This is a genomic window from Rhizobacter sp. (genome assembly GCF_046595475.1).
Lineage (GTDB): Bacteria > Pseudomonadota > Gammaproteobacteria > Burkholderiales > Burkholderiaceae_C > Rhizobacter.
Window position 1 is genome coordinate 1 of the sequence record NZ_JBKJOQ010000091.1, and the last position, 19,607, is coordinate 19,607.

General features: G+C 64.6%; 18 protein-coding genes. 13 read left to right on the top strand and 5 right to left on the bottom strand.

Annotation, left to right across the window (positions count from 1 at the left end; genetic code table 11):
* Window positions 1-113: 113 nt before the first annotated feature.
* The 5 genes from ccmI to ccmE are packed head-to-tail and all read right to left on the bottom strand — an operon-like array spanning window position 114 to window position 4,687.
* A complete protein-coding gene (ccmI, locus tag AC30QB_RS16065) occupies window positions 114-1,349 on the bottom strand; it encodes a c-type cytochrome biogenesis protein CcmI (RefSeq protein ID WP_489547252.1) in 1,236 nt (411 codons plus the stop codon).
* Complete coding sequence (locus AC30QB_RS16070) at window positions 1,349-1,798, bottom strand: cytochrome c-type biogenesis protein (protein WP_489547253.1); 450 nt, start codon at window positions 1,796-1,798, stop codon at window positions 1,349-1,351. The genes ccmI and AC30QB_RS16070 overlap by 1 nt, the downstream gene beginning before the upstream one ends.
* On the bottom strand, window positions 1,795-2,316 hold the full coding sequence (locus AC30QB_RS16075; RefSeq protein WP_489547254.1) for a DsbE family thiol:disulfide interchange protein: 522 nt from the start codon (window positions 2,314-2,316) through the stop codon (window positions 1,795-1,797). The genes AC30QB_RS16070 and AC30QB_RS16075 overlap by 4 nt, the downstream gene beginning before the upstream one ends.
* Window positions 2,313-4,253 (bottom strand): heme lyase CcmF/NrfE family subunit, encoded by a 1,941-nt coding sequence (locus AC30QB_RS16080; RefSeq protein WP_489547255.1) that lies wholly within the window; start codon window positions 4,251-4,253, stop codon window positions 2,313-2,315. Before AC30QB_RS16080 ends, AC30QB_RS16075 begins: the two co-directional genes overlap by 4 nt.
* Window positions 4,250-4,687, bottom strand: coding sequence for a cytochrome c maturation protein CcmE (ccmE, locus tag AC30QB_RS16085; protein WP_489547256.1), 438 nt, complete (start codon window positions 4,685-4,687; stop codon window positions 4,250-4,252). The genes AC30QB_RS16080 and ccmE overlap by 4 nt, the downstream gene beginning before the upstream one ends.
* Window positions 4,688-5,084: 397 nt before the next feature.
* Between ccmE and AC30QB_RS16090 the strand changes: the two genes are divergently transcribed.
* The 13 genes from AC30QB_RS16090 to AC30QB_RS16150 are packed head-to-tail and all read left to right on the top strand — an operon-like array spanning window position 5,085 to window position 19,576.
* On the top strand, window positions 5,085-6,092 hold the full coding sequence (locus AC30QB_RS16090; protein WP_489547257.1) for an FAD:protein FMN transferase: 1,008 nt from the start codon (window positions 5,085-5,087) through the stop codon (window positions 6,090-6,092).
* A 45-nt stretch (window positions 6,093-6,137) separates the two neighbouring features.
* The gene (locus AC30QB_RS16095; RefSeq protein WP_489547258.1) at window positions 6,138-9,170 is read left to right on the top strand and encodes an HzsA-related protein; all 3,033 of its coding nucleotides are present in this window, start codon (window positions 6,138-6,140) and stop codon (window positions 9,168-9,170) included.
* Window positions 9,167-9,739 carry a hypothetical protein gene (locus tag AC30QB_RS16100; RefSeq protein WP_489547259.1) on the top strand — a complete coding sequence of 191 codons (573 nt, stop codon included), beginning with the start codon at window positions 9,167-9,169 and terminating at the stop codon, window positions 9,737-9,739. Before AC30QB_RS16095 ends, AC30QB_RS16100 begins: the two co-directional genes overlap by 4 nt.
* Entirely contained in the window at window positions 9,736-10,512 is a 777-nt protein-coding gene (locus tag AC30QB_RS16105; protein ID WP_489547260.1) for an SH3 domain-containing protein, read from the top strand. The genes AC30QB_RS16100 and AC30QB_RS16105 overlap by 4 nt, the downstream gene beginning before the upstream one ends.
* A 24-nt stretch (window positions 10,513-10,536) precedes the next feature.
* A complete protein-coding gene (locus AC30QB_RS16110) occupies window positions 10,537-11,199 on the top strand; it encodes an outer membrane beta-barrel domain-containing protein (protein ID WP_489547261.1) in 663 nt (220 codons plus the stop codon).
* A 15-nt stretch (window positions 11,200-11,214) separates the two neighbouring features.
* Window positions 11,215-11,748, top strand: a complete 534-nt coding sequence (locus tag AC30QB_RS16115) for a TlpA family protein disulfide reductase (RefSeq protein WP_489547262.1) — start codon at window positions 11,215-11,217, stop codon at window positions 11,746-11,748.
* A 2-nt stretch (window positions 11,749-11,750) separates the two neighbouring features.
* Window positions 11,751-11,993: a DUF4266 domain-containing protein gene (locus tag AC30QB_RS16120; RefSeq protein ID WP_489547263.1), complete on the top strand. Its 243-nt coding sequence runs from the start codon at window positions 11,751-11,753 to the stop codon at window positions 11,991-11,993.
* Complete coding sequence (locus AC30QB_RS16125) at window positions 11,980-13,155, top strand: DUF3570 domain-containing protein (protein ID WP_489547264.1); 1,176 nt, start codon at window positions 11,980-11,982, stop codon at window positions 13,153-13,155. The genes AC30QB_RS16120 and AC30QB_RS16125 overlap by 14 nt, the downstream gene beginning before the upstream one ends.
* Window positions 13,156-13,168: 13 nt before the next feature.
* Window positions 13,169-13,825 (top strand): AraC family transcriptional regulator, encoded by a 657-nt coding sequence (locus AC30QB_RS16130; protein WP_489547265.1) that lies wholly within the window; start codon window positions 13,169-13,171, stop codon window positions 13,823-13,825.
* A gap of 8 nt (window positions 13,826-13,833) precedes the next feature.
* Window positions 13,834-15,750 (top strand): tetratricopeptide repeat protein, encoded by a 1,917-nt coding sequence (locus AC30QB_RS16135; protein WP_489547266.1) that lies wholly within the window; start codon window positions 13,834-13,836, stop codon window positions 15,748-15,750.
* On the top strand, window positions 15,737-18,544 hold the full coding sequence (locus AC30QB_RS16140; protein ID WP_489547267.1) for a tetratricopeptide repeat protein: 2,808 nt from the start codon (window positions 15,737-15,739) through the stop codon (window positions 18,542-18,544). Before AC30QB_RS16135 ends, AC30QB_RS16140 begins: the two co-directional genes overlap by 14 nt.
* On the top strand, window positions 18,531-19,247 hold the full coding sequence (locus tag AC30QB_RS16145; RefSeq protein WP_489547268.1) for a tetratricopeptide repeat protein: 717 nt from the start codon (window positions 18,531-18,533) through the stop codon (window positions 19,245-19,247). The genes AC30QB_RS16140 and AC30QB_RS16145 overlap by 14 nt, the downstream gene beginning before the upstream one ends.
* A complete protein-coding gene (locus AC30QB_RS16150; protein ID WP_489547269.1) occupies window positions 19,244-19,576 on the top strand; it encodes a hypothetical protein in 333 nt (110 codons plus the stop codon). The genes AC30QB_RS16145 and AC30QB_RS16150 overlap by 4 nt, the downstream gene beginning before the upstream one ends.
* Window positions 19,577-19,607: the final 31 nt, after the last annotated feature.

The following is a 19,607-nucleotide window of genomic DNA, read 5'->3' on the forward strand; positions in this document are numbered from 1 at the left end:
GTCCTGCGGCGTTGCAAATGCTCGCGATACCTGCGGGTATCGCTGCGCTTTGCGCCTTGCAGTCCATCCCAAACCGAGGCGCGCCGCCTCGCGGGGACTTATTCAGCGTCGCCCTAAGGCCGAACCTGGTCGATCTGCACCGCGACCTTGCTCGCGCCCGGCCTGACCACAGGGCCCACACCGATCAGGTCACCTGACGCCGGTGTGGCGCTGCCGCTCCTGGAAATGCGCGCTTCGATGCGCACTTCGCTCGCGCTCGAAATCTTGAACTCGGGGCTCATGGCCATCGAGTCGTCGAGCTTGAATTCAAGTGGCAGATCAGCCGCGCGCACCCGCTGCACCGCAAGCGGCATGCGTGAGCCTTGTGGCGCGCGGGCGAAGACGAACACCGTGTCGGTGGGCTGCACCTGCGCAGCCAGCGCGGGCGCGAGGGTCAGCCGGCCGGTGATGGTTTGGCCGCCCGTGGCCGCGACGGGGGCTGCTTTCTTCTCAGCGGCCATGGCCACCGGTGGGGGAGCACCTGGCCCCGCCATCTGGGCACGCGTCTTGGCCACCGCTTCCATCAACCACTTGGCGTCGTCTGAATCCCCGGGCACCAGCTTGATGAGGTGTTCCCAGTGGGTCACGGCCTGCGCGAAATCATTGCGGTTGTAGGCGGCGGTGGCCGCCAGCGAGATCGCCATCGGGTTCTCGGGGTCGAGCTTGAGCGCCTTGTTGACGACCTCCATCGGCTTGCCGTCGAAGTTGCCCATGGCGCGCGTGGCCAGCACGTCGCCGTACTCGGCCAGCAAGGTGGCGTCTTGGTAGAGCACGTCGCCGAGCTTGTTGAACGCTTCTTCGGCTTGCGGCAGGCGGCCCATGGCTCGGTAGCTGCGTGCCAAAACGACCCAGCCCTTGGTGTCAGAGGGGTTCTTCTGCATGCGGGCCTCCAGCTTGGCCACCATGCTTTCGACATCTTGCTGGGTGGGCGCCTTGGTGGCCACTGGATTGAGGGCCGCCGGCGAACCGAGCCATGTGTAAAGGCCGGCGGTGGCCAGCGGCAGCACCAGCGCCAGCACGATCGTGGTGCCGCGCATGCTGAACGGCGCTGCGGCCGTGGCATCTGCGGCAGTGCCTGCATCGTCGAGCAGGCGGCGCTGCAACTCAGCGCGGGCCTGAGCATGGTCGGGGGCCGAGATCGTGCCGGCGGCGAGGTCGCGGTCCAGCTCTCGAAGCTGGTCGCGGTAAACGCCGGCATTGATCTCGCGGGTGGTGGCTCCATCGGCCCGGGCAGCGCGGCGCCATGGGCGCAGCAGCAGCAACAAGGTGACCGCGACGAGCGCCGCCGCGGCCAGCAAGAATCCAGGCATCACGACTCTCCGTTGAGCAAGGCTTCAGCCTTGCGTTGGTCTTCGGGCGACAGGGGAGCGTCGCTGGGCTTGCGCTTGCGCAGAAAGGTGAGCAAGCCTGCCAACCCGCCTGCCAGCAGCACGAAAGGCCCACCCCACAGCAGCCAGGTGGTGGGTTTCACGGGCGGGCGGTAGAGCACGAAATCGCCATAGCGGCTGACCAGGAAGTCGCGCACTTCTTGGTCGCTCTTGCCTTGCTTGATCAGGCCACGGATCTCGCGCCGCAGGTCCATGGCCAGGTCAGAGCGGGAGCCGGCGAGCGACTCGTTTTGGCACACCAGGCAGCGCAGCTCTTCGGCGATGTTGACCAGGCGCTGCTCCACGGCCGGGTCGTCGGCCAGCGGAGCCGCTGGGTTGGCATGTGCGGTGCCCATGGCCAGCACCAGCATCAAGACCCTCAGCATTTTCATTTCTGCAGCTCTTTGATCAGGGGCACGATTTTGTTTTGCAGCACTTCGCGCGTGACGGGGCCGATTTGCTTGAAGCGGATGATGCCGGCCTTGTCGATTACGTAGGTCTCGGGCACGCCATAGACACCGTAGTCGATGCCCACGCGGCCATCGGCGTCGACGGCCGTCACGGCATAGGGGTTGCCATAGCGGTTGAGCCACTCGGTGGCGGCGCTGCGCTGGTCTTTGTAGTTGAGCCCGATCAGCGGCGCGAGATGAGCATTGGCAAACTCCACGAGTACCGGGTGTTCTTGCCTGCAGGGCCCGCACCACGTGGCCCACACATTGAACAACCACACCTTGCCGGCCATCTCTTTGGGGCTGAACGGGGTCTGCACCTCTAGCTGCGGCAGCGAAAAATCAGGCGCCGCCTTGCCGACCAAAGGGGAGGGCACGACAGAAGGGTCGCGGTTGAGGCCTATGCCCAGAAAAACCGCCAGCACCACGAAGAGCGCCAGCGGAATCAGGAAACGCTTCATGCCGGCGCCCCTTGCACGACGGTGCTGCGCGACTTCAGCCGGTAACGGCGGTCGCTGGCAGCAATGCCACCGCCCAGGGCCATCAGCAGGCAGCCGCTCCAGATCCACATGACGAAGGGTTTGTAGTAGACACGCACGCTCCAGGCCGAGCCCTGCGCGTCGAGCGGCTCGCCCAGCGAAACGTAGATGTCGCGGGTGAAACCGGTGTCGATGGCGGTCTCGGTCATGGGCATTTGCGACGAGAAGTAATTGCGCTTCTCGGGGTTGAGCATGCGCAGCACCTGGCCGTCCTTCGAGAGCTCGATGTCACCGCGCTGGGCCGTGTAGTTGGGGCCGGGCACCTGTGCCACGCCGCGCAGGCGCACGGTGTAGCCACCGAGCTCGACGGTGTCACCTATGGCCATGCGCACGTCTCTCTCGACCTCATACCCCTTGACCATGGTGACGCCGATCACGAACACGGCCATGCCCACGTGCGCCATGTGCATGCCCCAGAACGAGCGCGGCGGCCAGCCTGACCTGAGCCGCTCGCGTATCTGAAACGCGGTGCTGGCGACGATCCACACGGCCAGCAGCATGCCCAGCGCCACAAACGGCGACCATGTGCCGACGAGAAAGGGCAGGCCTGCGCCGCCCAGCACGGCCAGCACCGCGGCCAGGCGCAGGCGCTGTGCCATGTCACGCGGGTCAGCGTGCTTCCACTTGGCCAGCGGGCCCACGGCGATCAGGAACAAGAGCGGCACCATGATGGGCACAAACACCGAATTGAAGTAGGGCGGCCCGACCGAGAGCTTGCCCATGCCCAGCCCGTCAATGAGCAGCGGGTACAGCGTGCCCAGCAGCACCGAGCCGCAGGCCACGACCAGCAGCACGTTGTTGATCAACAGCAGGGTCTCGCGCGAGAAGAGGGCGAAGGCGCCGCCCGTGCTGACTTTGGATGCGCGCCACGCAAACAGCGTGAGCGAGCCACCGATCACCACGGTGAGGAAGGCCAGGATGAAGATGCCGCGCTTGGGGTCGGTGGCAAAGGCATGCACCGAGGTCAGCACACCCGAGCGCACGAGGAAGGTGCCGAGCAGCGATAGTGAGAAAGCCGAGATGGCCAGCAGCACCGTCCAGTTTTTGAAGCCGCCGCGCTTTTCGGTCACGGCCAGCGAGTGGATGAGTGCGGTGCCCACCAACCAGGGCATGAACGAGGCGTTTTCCACCGGGTCCCAAAACCACCAACCGCCCCAGCCCAGCTCGTAGTAGGCCCAGTACGAGCCGAGCGCGATGCCGATGGTGAGGAAGACCCACGCCACGTTGGTCCAGGGGCGCGACCAGCGAGCCCAGGCGGCGTCGAGCCGGCCGGCCAGCAGCGCCGCAATGGCAAATGCGAACGCCACCGAGAAGCCCACGTAGCCCATGTAGAGCATGGGGGGGTGCACCACGAGGCCGATGTCTTGCAGCAGCGGGTTGAGGTCGCGGCCATCGGGCGCGGCGGGCAGCAGGCGCTCGAAGGGGTTGGAAGTGAGCAGCATGAACAGCAGGAAGCCCATGCCCACCAGGCCCAGCACGCCGAGCACACGCGCCACCATGGCCTGCGGCAACTGGCGCGACAGCAAGCTGACCGCAAACGCCCAGCCGGTGAGCATCAGCAGCCAAAGCAGCAGCGAGCCTTCGTGCCCGCCCCAGACGGCGGCAGCGCGGAAGGCCGTGGGCAGCTTGGAGTTGGAGTGCTCGGCCACGTAGAGCACCGAAAAGTCGTTCGCCAGGAAGGCCTGCATCAGGCAGGCGAACGCAAACGCCACCAGCACGAACTGGGTTTGCGCAGCGGGCCGTGCGAGCGCGATCCAGCCCGCGTGGCCGCGGTGCGCGCCGATGAGCGGCAGCACGCCTTGGGTGATCGAAACCAGCAAGGCGAGGATGAGGGCGAGGTGGCCGAGCTCGGGTGTCATTTGAGTGTCTTTCCCATCTTTGCCGCTTGGTCGACGGCATGCTTGGCCTCGGGGGGCATGTAGTTTTCGTCGTGCTTGGCGAGCACTTCAGTCGCGACGAACTCGCCGCCCGACCCGAGCTTGCCTTGCACCACGGCGCCTTTGCCTTCCTTGAAGAGGTCGGGAAGGATGCCGGTGTAGCTGACGGCCACGTCTTTGGCGGTGTCGGTGATGACAAAGTGCACCGTCATCTGGTCTCGCTTCAAGCTGCCTTGCCGCACCATGCCGCCGACGCGAAAGGCACGGTTCTTGGGCGCTTCGCCGCTGGTCACCTGGGTGGGCGTGAAGAAGAAGGCGACGTTGCTTTGCAAGGCGTTGAGCACCAACCCGACGGCAACACCCAGGCCGGCCAGAGCCCCCACGATGAGCGCAATGCGTTTGTGGCGAGGCTTCATGGCTGATGAGCCTGGGCAGGGCCAGGCAGGCTGATGCTGGACATGTGAGCGGGGGCTCTCGTTGGTTCGTGAACTGTTGGGCCGAAGGGCGAGTGTTTGCCCGTCAACCGCCGGATTATCGGTGCACCCCGTATGCCACCCGCATGGGTCTGCGAGTTCCGTACTTGTAGCACCTGCCCTCGTACCAGAACAGTGCTCTCCGTATCTTCTGCGACCGTATGTAAGGTCGTCGCCGTTTGCCAACTATTGACGTTATTTTTCGGGTCGTGAGGCCTGATGATTCGGCCGGAGCCAACAGGGCCCGAGGTGCGTGCAACGCGCCACGAGCCCACGAACAACAAACACGGAGAGAGCTTTGAACCCTTCTTGCACGCGGTCGGAGAGCCTGGAGTAAGCCATGCTGTTCGGCGCCACCAAGCCCACCCTGCGAGCGGTCGATCACGACCGTGGGCAGGGCCGTGCCTTGGCGCAAGGGGCTTGGCTCAGCCGCGAAGAAGCAATCATGGGCACGGCGATCCGCGTCGAGCTGTGGAGCGACAAGCGCGCTGCAGGCGAGGCTGCAATCGACGCCGTGATGCAAGAGATGCACCGCATCGATCGCACGATGAGCCCGCACAAGGCTGACTCCGAGCTGTCAGTCATCAACCGCGAAGCCGCACACCATGCCGTGCACTTGAGCGACGAGATGGTGCGGCTGGTGGCGCGCGCGATCGAATTTTCAGAGCTGTCGGGCGGTGCCTTCGACATCACCTACGCGGGTGTGGGCCAGCTGTACGACTACCGCCTGGGCATCAAGCCCAGCGACGAGGTGCTGGCCCAGGCCTGTGCCACCGTCGGCTATCGAAACCTCATTCTTGACCGCAAGGCCTGCACGCTGCGCTTTGCCCGTGAAGGCATGCGCATCGACCTGGGCGGTTTCGCCAAGGGCCACGCGGTGGACAACAGCGTGGCCATCTTGAAGCGCCACGGCATCGTCAGCGCCACGGTGGCAGCGGGCGGTGACAGCCACGTGATGGGCGACCGCGGTGGCCGCCCCTGGACCATCGGCATCCGCGACCCGCGCCGCGCAGGCGAGGTGGTGGCGGTGCTGCCGCTGGAAGACACCGCGATTTCGACTTCTGGTGACTACGAACGCTTCTTCGAGCAAGACGGTGTGCGTTGCCACCACGTGATCGACCCGCAGACCGGCAAGTCGCCGAGCGGCGTGCGCAGCGTGACCATCCTCGCGGATGACGGGCTCACGACCGAAGGTCTGTCGAAGTGCTTGTTCGTGATGGGTTTGGAGAAGGGCATGCGGCTCATCGAGTCACAGCCTGGTGTTGATGCGGTAGTGGTAGACGCGTCCGGTGTCTTGCACTACTCGTCTGGTCTGTTGAACGGAGCTGCGCAGCAGCCTCGTCAATGACCTGCATGTCGTTTTGTGATTGATCGGACTCGTTTGGAGGCGAATATGAAGAAAGTCCTGACAAGAATGTGCGTACTGGCGTGTGTCTCGGCGGCGGCGAGCGCGATGCTCGCAGGCTGCGGAAGCGGCAGCAGCGGCGAGGCAAACAGCACGGTCACCGTGCAAGGCGACGTGCCCCTGGCTTATGTGAAGCGCTCGACCGCGCTCAACATGAACCCGACCGACGGCGCACCCAGCGCACCCGGGGGTGACCTGATGATTCGCGAGAAGTCGTCGCCCAGTGCGCCAGAGCACAACATCACGGCATCGATCACCAAGGGTGTGGGCGATGCGTCCGACCCCGAGGTTTCCTACGACGGCAAGAAGATTGTGTTTGCCTTGAAGTGCCCGACGTCCAATAACGTCGCCGGCGCCGCAGCGAATTGCACGGGCCGCTGGAACATCTGGGAATACGACATGACCGCGGGCGGCATGACCGGCGGCACACTGCGCCGCATCACCAGCACCAACTCCGACGACGACGCTGACCCGGCCTATCTGCCGGCAGGCGCTGGCTTTGTGTTCTCGTCCAACCGCCAGGTCAAGTCACGCACCACTCAGGCCTTGGGCCAGAACTACAAGTCACTCGACGAGTACGAGCGCGAAGAAGTGATGAACCTGCACACCATGGATGCCGATGGCGGCAACATCAAGCAGATCTCGTTCAACCAGAGCCACGACCGCAACCCGGTGGTGCGCCCGAACGGCGACATCATGTTCTCGCGCTGGGAACACGTGGGCGACCGCAACCGCTTCGCTGTGTTCCGCGCCAAGCCCGATGGCACCGACATGTTCGTGCTGTACGGGGCACAAAGCCCGGGTAACAGCTTCCTGCACCCACGCGACATGGACCCGAGTGGCCCCTACAAGGGCTACCTGGCCAGCTCGCTGATGCCGCTGTCGCGCACCCACGAAGGCGGCGCGATGATGATCGTCAACGCTGCCGATTACTCCGAGAACAACACGCCGGCCAACAAGACCGTGCCCACCCAAGGCGGCCAGACCTCGATCACCGCGCGGGCCCTGAGCCAAGGTGGTGGTGTGTCCGAGTTCGGCCGCATTACCAGCCCCTACCCGCTGTGGGACGGAACCAACCGCATTCTGGTGGGCTACACGCCCTGCGATGTGATCGACACCCAGGAGGCAGGCGCCCTGAGGCCCTGCGCGGTGGCCAAGGCCCTCGACCCGGTCGAGTTCGCCAAGGTGGGCGACATGACCAACGTTCTGGCGACGGAAGCCGCCCTCAACCGCTTCCAGCTCAACAACCGCCCGACCTACGCCATCTACATGTTCAACCCGACAGACCAGACCTGGTTGAACGTGGCCGCGCCGCCGCCTGGGTTCATGTACACCGACCCGATCCCGCTGCAGGCCCGCACGGAGCCGAATGCCACCCAGCCGAGCCCCATCGACGCCACGCTGGCTGCTGCCAACATGGCCCTGATTGAAGTGCGTAGCGTGTACGACACCGACGGCCTGGGCCGCATGAGCGAAAGCATGTTGAGAGCCGTTGACCGCCCGGCGGGCTGCGCTACCGGCATTGCGATGACCACCCCGCCCAACGAGCCCACCGAAACGCGCTCATCCGTTGCTGACCTGGCGCGCATGAAAGACCCCGCCGACGCGGCCTACAAGTGCTCGCCGGTTCGCTTCGTGCGTGCCATACGTGCCGTGGCCCCACCGGCCGGCATGACTGGCCTGCGCAGTTCGATCGGCGAAACCGAATTCGAGCAACAGCAGATCCTGGGTTATGCACCGGTCGAGCCCGACGGCTCGTTCAAGCTGCACGTGCCGGCTGACACTCCCATTGCCTTGTCGATCATCGACAACAAGGGCCGTTCCATCCAGACGCATACCAACTGGATCCAGGTTCGCCCGGGTGAACGCCGTACCTGTGACGGCTGCCACAGCCCGCGCCGCGGGGGTTCGCTGAACTCGGGTGTGGTCGTCAACACCATGCCGGCCGCCCTGTTGGCCTCGCTGGCAAGCGATCACCAGTCGGGTGAGACGATGGCAGCCACGCGCACCCGCCAGAACCCCGCCCTGCTGGTCCTGCAGCCCGACATGAACTTCACCGACGCATGGGTGACTTCGCCGAGCCAGGCACGTGCCCCGATCCTGGTGCGCTATACCGGCAACTCCAACAGTGCTGATGACATGGTGACGCCTGCACCCGCCACGACCGGCGTCAAGCGCGGCATCATCAACTACCGCGAGCACGTCGCTCCCCTGTGGACGCGCAGCCGCGTCACCAGTGGCGGCGTCGACAACACCTGTGTGACCTGCCACTCGAATGCCGCCGTGCTCGACCTGCGCGACACCATCTCGGGCACGGGCCGTGTCACGTCGTATGAAGAGTTGATGCTGGGCGACCCAGTGATCGACGCGACCACTGGTCTGCCGCAGTTCCGCATTGAAGACGGGGTGCCCATGGTCGTGCGTGGTGCAGCACTGGTGGAAAACAGCTCCAGCGCCATGAACTCGGCCGGCCAGTCCCGTAAGAGCCGCCTGACCGAAATCATGTTCGGAGAAACCCTGCTTGCAGGTGCCGGCGCCCTTGCCGCCCACCCCAACCCGCCGGCCGGCGCGCCCGACCACTCCTTGATGCTCAATGCAGGCGAAAAGCGCGTGCTGACCGAGTGGATGGACCTGGGTGGCCAGTATTACAACGACCCGTTCGACCCGGCTGGTGGTGTGCGCGCGGTTGATGGCCTGAGCGAAACGGTGTTCAACACGCAGGTCATGCCGATCCTGCGCTCGACCTGTGCTGCCAGCTGCCACCAGGCCATCGGCAGTGACCTGACCACGCCGGCAGGTGCCTCGTTCCGCCAGAACCGCTTTGTGTTGACGGGTAGCGCTGAGGGTGACTTCGGGGTTACGCTGTCGATGATTTCCGATACCTGCAACCCCGCGACCAACTACCTGCTGAGCAGGCCGTCGACGGTGCCTCACCCCACGGCTGGCACGACGGCGGTACTGCCGCTGGGCGGCGCGTCATACAACACGATCGCGGCGTGGATTCAAACTGGATGTCGATGAAGAGAACGCATTTCACGACGCGACGTACCCGAACGCCCATTCAATGGGCGAGCGTGTGCGCCGCGGTGCTGGGGTTGGTCAGCGGGTGTGGTGGTGACACCATCAACAACGAAGGTGGCGTGGGGGGGCAAAAGCTCTCCTTCGCATTCTTCCAACGCTGCATCAACCCGATTTTTCTGGAGCAGTTGCCCATCGTGGGCACCGGTTTGAGCAATACTTGCGCCGGTTCGGGGTGCCATGACAACTCGACAGGCACCGGTGGTGCATTCCGCATCATCCCGTCGGCGGCAGTCGTGACCTTGCCCGCTGCGCCCGACTCCATTCGGGCGAGCGACATGTACAAGAACTTCTACTCATCTCAAGGCGAGGTGGTGCTCAGCGCGATTGCGCAGAGCCGCCTGCTCGCCAAACCGCGGGTGCAAGGCGTGCTGCACGGCGGTGGCCTGATCTTTGAGACCGACACCGACCCGAAAGTCCGATTGATCCAATTCTGGATGACCCATCCGGCCCCTACGGGCCAGGACGAATTCGCCACCGATCCAGGCAACGGGACGTGCACCATTTCATGAGCAGCCTCGTTTCGAGGCTGCTGGCCTGTTGCGGCAGGGGCCTGCTGGCACTCATTTTTGGCGTGCTGCCCCTGGCGGGTACCGTGCAGGCGGCCGACGCGCCGCCCGAGCGCCTGAAGGTCATCGACCCCTACCTGGAGATGCGCACCGGCCCCGGCCGCGGCTACCCGGTGTTCTTCGTGGTTGAGCGCGAGCAGTGGATCGAGATCGAATCGCGCCACACCGACTGGTTCAAGGTGCGCAGCGCCGAGGGTAAAGAGGGTTGGGTGATCCGCAAGCAGCTAGAGAGCACCCTCACCGAAGCCGGCAGCCAGAAGACTTTCCGCGACGTCTTGCTCGACGACTACCTGGCGCGGCGCCTGGAAATGGGTGCTGCCTGGGGCCGCTTCAAGAAAGAGCCGATGCTCAAGGTGTGGACGGGCTACCGTGTCTCTGACACCTTGTCGCTCGAAGGCACCATCGGCCAGGTGCAGGGCGTGTTCTCGGGCACCGACTTCTGGAGCCTCAACGTCAACTCCGAGCCCTGGTCGCACCGCCGCCTGTCGCCATTCTTCGGCGTCGGCCTGGGCAAGTTCAAGAACATTCCCAACGCCAGCCTGGTGAGCGCGCAGACGACCAGCGTCAACATGTCGAATGCCGTGCTTGGCTTGCGCTATCACATCAGCGATCGCTTCGTGGCCCGCCTCGACTACACCTTCTACACCGCGTTTCTTGGCGACACGCGCGCCGGCGAGTACCGTGCGCTCACGGCTGGGCTTTCGTTCTTCTTCTAACGGCTACACGGGGTCGACACTTCCATGCACACCAAGCCATTTGCCCATCTTCTGCTGGCCCCTTTGCTGCTGGCAGTTGCCATGGCAGCCAGCGCCGCAGACGAGAAAGACACGAAAGACCAGAAGCCGGCCAACGAGCAGGTCATCGTGCCCCAGGTCGACCGGCGTGACGTGAAGGTGCCCAAGATTCCGTCGAACGATTTCGAGATGGGGCTCTTCACCGGCACCTATGCCACGCAGAACTTCGGCTCCAATTCGGTCAGCGGTGTGCGCCTGGGCTATCACATCACCGAAGACTTCTTCGTGGAGGGCGTGTATGGCATCACGAAGGTGAGCGACGAAGCCTTCCGCCAGATATTGCCAGGCGGTGTCTTCATTTCGCAGGAAGAGAAGCTCAAGTACTACAACCTTTCGGCCGGCATCAACGTGCTGCCCGGCGAGGTGTTCTTCGGCCGCAACTGGGCCAAGGCCTCGGCCCTGTACTTCATCGGTGGCATCGGCAACACCGACTTCAACCGCCAGCGCAAGCAGACCTTCAATGTGGGGTTCGGCGCCCGGGTGTTCTTCGCCAGCTGGGCGGCGCTGCAAGTCGATGTGCGAGACCACATCTTCACGCTTGACCTGCTGGGCAAGCGTCAGAGCACGCAGAACCTCGAGATGACCATTGGCGCGACCTTCTTCTTCTGACAGGTATCTATTGTCATGACGACCTCACCGAAACCCGCCATCGTGAAATCCGTTCGCTCGCTTTTGGCCGCTTGCCTTGGCGCCTGCCTCACTGCTTTTGCCGGCCTGGTGTCTGCAGCACCGGCCGTGGGCGTAACCGCTCCCGACTTCACCTTGCGCACCCTGAACGGCCCTAACCTGCGCCTGCAAGAGCAACGCGGCCACGTCGTGCTGGTGAACTTCTGGGCCACCTGGTGCGGCCCCTGCCGCAAGGAAATGCCGCACCTGAACCGCATCGCCGACAAATACCGCGCCTCGGGCCTGGTGCTGCTGGGCGTGAATGTTGATGACGATGTGCAGAACGCGTCAGACGTGGCGGGCAAGCTGGGCGTGAAGTTCCCGGTGCTGCTCGACACCGACAAGAAAGTCAGCCGCCTGTATGACCTCAACAGCATGCCGTCCACCCTGGTGATCGACCGCGCGGGGCGTGTGCGCTACCTGCACCGTGGCTATCAAGATGGCTACGAAGACCTCTACGACAAGCAGATCCGAGACTTGTTGAAGGAATGAACATGCAGCACCTTGTCTCGGCCCGGGTTCGCATTGCGGCACTGATGGGCGCGGCCGCATTGCTTTGTGGCTGCAGCTCCATCGAGCCCTGGGTCAAGCCCTATGAGCGCGAGCGCCTGGCCTCGCCGCTGATGCAGTTCTCTCGTGACGGCCTGGCCGACAAGCACCACGAACACGTGCGCGAAGTGCGCGAAGGCGCGCGTGGCGCCACGGGCGTGCAGGGGGGCGGCTGTGGCTGCAACTAGTCTGCGGCGCCCTGCGGTGCAGGTATGGCGCGGGCTGCTGCGCCTGCTGAGGGTGCTGCGCCGCCATCGCTCGCGCGGCGTGCGCGCCGCCGGGCTGCTGGGCGGTGCGATGGTGGGTGCGAGCGGTGCGGTCCATGCGGCGCCCAACCTGCCCGAAGACCGCGCCGACGTGATGTACCACGTCTACGACGGCGGTGGCCTCAAGGCCTATGGGCCCGCACTGCTGGTACGCAAGAAGCTGGGCGACAGCGTGTCGCTCACCGGCTCGTACTACGTTGACATGGTGAGCAACGCCTCTATCGACGTGGTCACCACGGCCAGCCCTTACAAGGAAACGCGCAACGAGTACAACCTCGGCGTCGACTACATCGTGCGCGACGCGACCATCAGCGTCAGTACCTCCAACAGCAAGGAGCCCGACTACATCGCCGCGGGCACGAGCGTCGACATCGCGCAAGAGGTGTTCGGTGGCATGACCACGCTGAGCCTGGGCTACACCCGCTCGCACGACAAGGTGGGCCGCAGCGGCTATGAAGGCTTCTTCGACGACGCCACGCACTGGCGTTACCGGCTGGGCATCACGCAGATCCTCACGCCGACCTGGCTGATGAGCATCAACAGCGAGGCCATCTCAGACGACGGCTACCTGGGCAGCCCTTACCGCGCGGCACGCGTTTTCGGCACCACGGTGCCCGAGCGCAACCCACGCACCCGCAGCAGCCGCGCCATCAAGCTGCGTCTGCTGGGCGAAGTAACGCCGGGCAACGCGGTGCACGCCGAATACCGCTACTTCTCAGACAACTGGGAGATCAAGGCCCACACCACCGAGCTCGGCTACAGCCGCCAGTTCGGTGACCTGTGGCTGGTCGACTGGTATGGCCGCTACTACTCGCAGACCAAGGCGCTGTTTTATTACGACGACGCCACCGCCGAGACCACCTATGTCTCGCGCAACCGCCAGTTGAGCACCTACAAGACCATGGGCCTGGGGGCCAAGATGTCGTACACCGCCAAGCGCGTGCCGGGTGCCTACGAGATCAGGCTCAACGCGGCCTATGAACTGATCCGCTTCAAGTTCGCCGATTTCACCGACATCCGCAGTGGCAAGCCGTATGAGCATGACGCCCATGTGCTGCAGTTGTTCTTGACCGCTACATTTTGAGAAGGCCCGCCGTATGAACATCATTCAGCGATGCAGCTGCACGCTTGCCGGCCTGCTGCTCGCGGCCTCCGCCGCTTGGAGCGCCGACGCGCCGGCCACAGCAGCCAGTGCACCTGCTCCGTCGCCTGCGGTCACCATGCCTGTCCCAGCTGTTGCTGCCACTGCGCCAGATGCGGCGAGTGCAGCTGCAACCTCGGCCAGCGCCCCCGCAGCCGCTGCTTCTGCCACCGGCCTCGACACTCGCATCCAAGACGCGAAAGGCGATGTGATCCGCCTCAACCGCGACCTGCTGGTGCTTGAAGAAGAGCTGCTCTTCCCGGCCAACACGCAAGTGGCGGTGTTCTTGTCGATGGACGTGGGCAAGCTCTTCGAGTTGGGCTCGGTGCAGGTCAAGCTCGATGACAAGGTTGTGGCCAACTATCTCTACACACCCTCAGAGGTGAAGGCCCTGCACCGCGGTGGCGTGCAGCGCATGTACCTCGGCAACCTGCGAGCGGGCTCGCATGAGCTGGTGGCTTTGTTCACAGGCGGCGGGCCGCACTTTCGCGACTACAAGCGAGGCGCCAACATCAAGTTCGACAAGGGCACCGAGCCCAAGTACATCGAGCTGCAGATCAAAGATTCCACCGGCAAGCTGCAGCCCGAGTTCCAAGTCAAGGTCTGGCAGTAAACGCGTCCATGGGCTTGCGCATGTCATCGGCGTTTGTGCTGCGGGGGCTGGGCTTGGCTGCGGCGCTCGCGTGGGCCGCCGCTGCGGGTGCGGCAGACAAGATCGAGCACACGATCAAGGACCCGCACTACGGCGACACCTTGTTCCACTTCTACCAAGAGCAATACTTCTCGTCGGTCACGAGCCTGATGGTGTCGCAGCATTTCAACCGTGTCGCCAATCATGCCGACGAGGCCGAGGTGCTGCGAGGCGGTTTGCTGCTGTCTTACGGCATGCACCGCGAGGCGGGTGAAATCTTTGCCCAGTTGATCGAGAAGGGCGCACCGCCACCCGTGCGTGACCGGGCCTGGTTCTTTCTGGCCAAGATTCGCTACCAGCGCGGCTTTTATGCCGAGGCCGACGATGCGCTCGGGCGCATCGAGAAGAACCTGCCGCCCGACCTGGAAGAAGAGCGCGTACTGCTCAAGGCCAACGTGCTGATGGCGCGTGGTGACTACGCTGGCGCCGCCACCGTGCTCAACGCCATGCCTGACATGGCGAAAGAGATATCCAAGGGCAGCACCAGCGGCAGCCTCTATGCCCGCTACAACCTCGGCGTGGCCCTGGTGCGCAGTGGCGACCCTGCACGCGGCAGCGCCCTGCTCGACCAGATCGGCAAGGCGCCCACGCCACCGCAGGCCACCGAAGAGTTCCGCAGCTTGCGCGACAAGGCCAACGTGGCCCTGGGCTTCGCAGCGCTGCAAGACAACCACCCCGAAGCGGCCGGCCCTTACCTGGAGCGCGTGCGCCTGAATGGCGTGCAGTCCAACAAGGCCTTGCTCGGTTTCGGCTGGGCCTCGGCCTCGACGAAGAACTACAAGCAAGCCCTGGTGCCCTGGACCGAGCTGAGCCAGCGCGAGGCTAGCGACTCGGCCGTGCTCGAAGCCAGCATCGCGCTGCCTTACGCATTTGGCCAGCTTGGCGCCTATGGCCAGGCGCTGGAGCGCTACAACGCAGCCATCACCGTCTTCGAGCGTGAGAACACTGGGCTCGACGAGTCTATTGCCGCCATTCGCGCGGGCAAGCTGGTCGAAGGCCTGCTCGAGCGCAACCCCGGCGAAGAAATGGGCTGGTTCTGGAGCATCAACGAGCTGCCGCAAATGCCGCACGCCGGCCACCTGACCTCGGTGCTGGCACAGCATGAGTTTCAAGAAGCCTTCAAGAACTACCGCGACCTGCAATTTCTCACGCGCAACCTGCAGCAGTGGAAAGACAGCTTGGGCGTGTTTGGTGACATGCTCGACAACCGCCGCAAGGCTTATGCCGAGCGCCTGCCCGTGATCCTGGCCAAGGCGCGCGACAGCGGTCTGGTCGATCTTGCCCAGCGCAGCGTCACGCTGAGTGGCGAGCTGGCCCAGGCCGAGGAGCAGGCCGACGGCAGCGCCTTTGCCGACGCCCAAGAGCGCGGCTGGCGAGACCGGCTCGAAGACGTGCAGGCCAATCTGCAAGCCTTGGGCGACAACCCCGAGACCGCTGCCGCGCGCGACAGGCACCGCCTGGCGGCAGGTGCCTTGACCTGGCGCCTGTCGCAGTCGTACAGCGTACGGCTCTATGAAGCCAGGCGCGCACTGCAGACACTTGAAGCCGGTGTGATCGAAGCCCGGCAGCACGAGGCCGCACTCGCGCAGGCGCAGCGCGACGAGCCCGCAAAGTTCGACCGCTTTGCCGAGCGCATTGCCGAGCTCGACAAGCGCATTCAGGCGCTGATCCCACTCGTGGCGGCACTCAGCAAAGAACAGCAAGAGGCCGTGCAAGAGCTGGCCGTGGCCCAGCTCGTGAGCCAGAAAGACCGCCTCGTGGCTTACACCACGCAAGCCCGCTTTGCCGTGGCGCAGCTCTATGACCGCGCCAACAAGCCCAAGGATGCGGACGATGCGCCCAAGTAACGCAGCTGCACTTCTGCTGCTCGCGTGCGGGCTGTGCGCCTGCGCGAGCAAGCGCAGCGGCAACCCACCCGAGCCGCCCACGCTCAAGAGCCTTGCCGGCCGCCAGATCGAGGTGCAAGCCGACCAGGGCGTGGCCGCAGTCGGCAATGAAGAGAAGGCCATCGCGGCCTACCGCAAGTTTCTTGAGATCGCGCCGAATGCGCCGCAGCGCTCCGAGGCTATGCGCCGCCTGGGTGACCTGGAAATGGACACCGCCGACAACAAGTTCGCCGCCGGTGACGCGTCGAGCACGCCGGACTACAAGGCGGCGATCGCGCGCTACCAAGACTATTTGAAGGCCTTCCCCAACGACCCCGGCAACGACCGGGTGTACTACCAGATCGCACGCGCCTACGAGCAGGGTGGCGACCTCGAGTCGGCCCTCAAGACGTTGGACGAGCTGGTGCTGAAGTACCCGAAAACTTCTTACCTTGCCGAGGCACAGTTCCGCCGCGGCGAGCTGCTGTTTACCACGCGCGACTATGCGAAGGCCGAGCAGGCCTACGCCACCGTGCTCAAGGGTGATGCGCAAGGTGCCTTCCAAGATCGGGCGCTCTATATGCAGGGCTGGTCGTTGTTCAAGCAGGGCAAGGTGGAAGAGGCTTTGGGTTCCTTCTTCGGCGTGCTCGACGTCAAGGTTGCCAACCGCGCGGGTGGCGCTGAGCTGGACAGCCTTGAAGGCCTGACACGCGCAGACCGCGAGTTGGTGGAAGACACCTTCCGCGTGACCAGTCTCTCGCTTGCCAACCTGCAAGGCGCCGAGTCGATCCCCACCTACATGACGACCGACACGCGCCGCTCTTACGAGTTCCGCGTGTACCAGCAGCTGGGCGAGCTCTACATCAGGCAAGAGCGCACGAAAGACGCGGCCGATGCCTTGGGTGCATTTGCAAAGAAGGCACCTCTGCATGCACAGGCACCGCAGCTGCAAGCCCGCGTGATCGACATTTACCAGAGCGCAGGCTTTGCCACCTTGGCACTCGATGCCAAGAAAGACTATGTCTCGCGCTACGGAGCCGACAGCGAGTTCCGCAAGGCCAACCCTGAAGGCTGGGCGTCTGCGCAGCCGCTGGTCAAGATGCACATGGCCGAGCTGGCGCGCCACTACCACGCGCTGGCGCAAAAGAGCAAGGCCAGCGCCGACTACCAGGAAGCGGTCAAGTGGTACCGCGCCTACCTTTCATCCTTCCCTGGTGACCCCGAGGCTGCGCAAAACAACTTCCTGCTGGCCGAGTTGCTGTATGAAGACAAGCGCTTCAACGAGGCCTCGGTCGAGTATGAAAAGGCCGCCTACCAGTACCCGCAACACCCCAAGAGCGCCGATGCCGGCTACTCCGCGCTGCTGAGCTATGCGGCCATGGAGAAGAGCGCGGCGCCCGCTGAAGTGCCCGCGTTGCAGCGCACATCGGTCGACAGCGCACTGCGTTTTGGCAAGGCTTTCCCTGCCGACACGCGCACACCCACGGTGCTGACCAACACCGCCGAGAAGCTCTTCGCTCTGCGCGACGAGCGCGCGGCCGGTGTGGCGCAGCAGGTGCTGGCGCTGGAGCCGCCTGCACCACCCGCGCAGCGTCGCGTGGCCTGGACGGTGGTGGCGCATACCGCGTTCGAAGCCGGTGCTTTTGACCGTGCCGAGCGTGCCTATGTCGAAGTGCTGGCCCTCACGCCCGAGAAAGAAGCCGGGCGCCCCGATCTGGTCGAGCGCGTGGCTGCCTCTGTTTACAAGCAAGGCGAGAAAGCCCGTGCGGCCGGACAGTTGCGCGAGGCTGTGGGCCACTTCAATCGCGTTGCAACGGTGGCGCCGCTGTCGGCCGTGCGCGCCACGGCGCAGTTCGACGCCGCGGCCGCGCTCATCGCGCTGAAAGACTGGGACGGTGCAGCACGCACGCTGGAAGACTTCCGCACGCGCTACCCCAAGCACCCGCTACAGGCCGAGGTGGGCGGCAAGCTCGCCGTGGCCTACATGGAAAAGGGCAACTGGAGCCAGGCTGCTGGCGAGTTCGAACGCGCGGCTGCATCCAGCAGCGACCCCAAGGTGGCGCGCGCCGCGCTGTGGCAAGCCGCCGAGCTGCATGAAAAGGGCGGCGCGCGCGCGCCGGCCGCCAAGACCTACGAGCGCTACCTCAAGCTGTACCCCGACCCGTTAGAGACCAACCTCGAAGCACGCTACCGCCTGGCGCAGATCGCCAAGAAAGACGGCAACGCAGCCCGCGAAGCAACGCTCATGAAAGAGATCTTCGTCGCCGACCAGAATGGCGGCGGCGCGCGCACCAACCGCACGCGTTATCTCGGTGCCATGGGCGCGCTGGTAATGGCCGAGCCCACTTACGAGGCCTACCGCAAGGTGGCCCTGGTGGAGCCGCTGGCCAAAAACCTCAAGCTCAAGAAAGCCAAGATGGAAGACGTGCTCAAGGCCTACAGCGTGGCCGCCAACTATGGCGTGGCCGATGTGACCACGGCCGCCACTTACCACATCGCGGTGGTTTACCAAGACTTCGGCAAGGCCTTGATGGCCTCGCAGCGGCCCAAGAAGCTGTCGAAGCTGGAACTTGAGCAGTACAACGTGATGCTGGAAGAGCAGGCCTATCCGTTTGAAGAAAAGTCGATGGAGCTGCACGAGGTGAATGCCAAGCGCGCCTCTGAAGGCATCTACGACCAGTGGGTCAAGAGCAGCTTCACGGCACTGAAGGAAATGAGGCCTGTGCGCTATGGCAAGGCAGAGCGCGGGGAGGCGGTGGTCGATGCGATACGCTGATGTCTCTTCGTCGCTGCTGATTGCCCTGTGCTGTGTCGGCATGATGGGTTGCTCGCTGATGCCGGGCGCTGCGGCAGAGGCGCAGCCTGCGGCTGAACCGTCGACCAAGGCTGCGAGTGCGCCCAAGCCTTCGGCCTCTACCGCTGTTGCCGCACCGAAACCTGTCGAGCCCGAAGTGGCCGTGCCGCTGGCCGCGCAGCGCGCTTTCGACGATGCTCGCCGCGCCATGCGAGCCGGCCGTGCGGAAGAAGCCGAGCGCGGTTTCAAGAGCGTGGTGCAGTTTCACCCCGAGCTCGGTGGCCCGCACGCCAATCTGGGTGTGCTTTACCGCCAGGCCGGCAAGCTGCCAGAAGCCGTGGCTGAGCTCGAGCTGGCCGTGAAAGCCAGCCCGCGCCAGCCGGTTTACTTCAACCAGCTGGGCATCACCTACCGCCTGCAGGGCCAGTTCGCCAAGGCACGCGAGGCCTACGAGCGTGCCATCGAAATCGACGCCAACTACGCCGCCGCTACGTTGAACCTGGGCATCCTGAGTGACCTGTATTTTTGGGACGGCAAGCGTGCGCTGGAGCTATACGATCGCTACCTGGCGCTGACGCCGGGCGGCGATGCCACCGTCACCAAGTGGGTGGCCGACCTGAAGAACCGCAAGCCTGCACAGCCAGCCGCAGCTGCACCGGCACCCGCCCGCAAGGAGAAAGAATGAAGCGACTCATTCCCGGCCTGCTCGCCAGCATGGTGTGCGCTGCCGCGTTGTGCTCTCCCGCCATGGCGCAAGACCGCGCCAACATCGACGGCACCAAGATCATCGGCAACCGCGAGTTGCCCAAGGTGCTCTACATCGTGCCCTGGAAGAAACCTGTGCCCAGCGAGTTGTCGGGCCGGCCGGTGGCCAGCGTGCTCGACGAGGCGCTGGCGCCCATAGACCGCGATGTGTTTCGCCGCCAGGTGTCGTACGACGCCCAACTGACCGCATCCCAGACCGCCCCCGTTCCACCTGCAGCAGCCCAGCCCGCGCCGCTGAACCCCAAATAACCTTAGCACCCGTCGTTACAGGAGAAGCCCC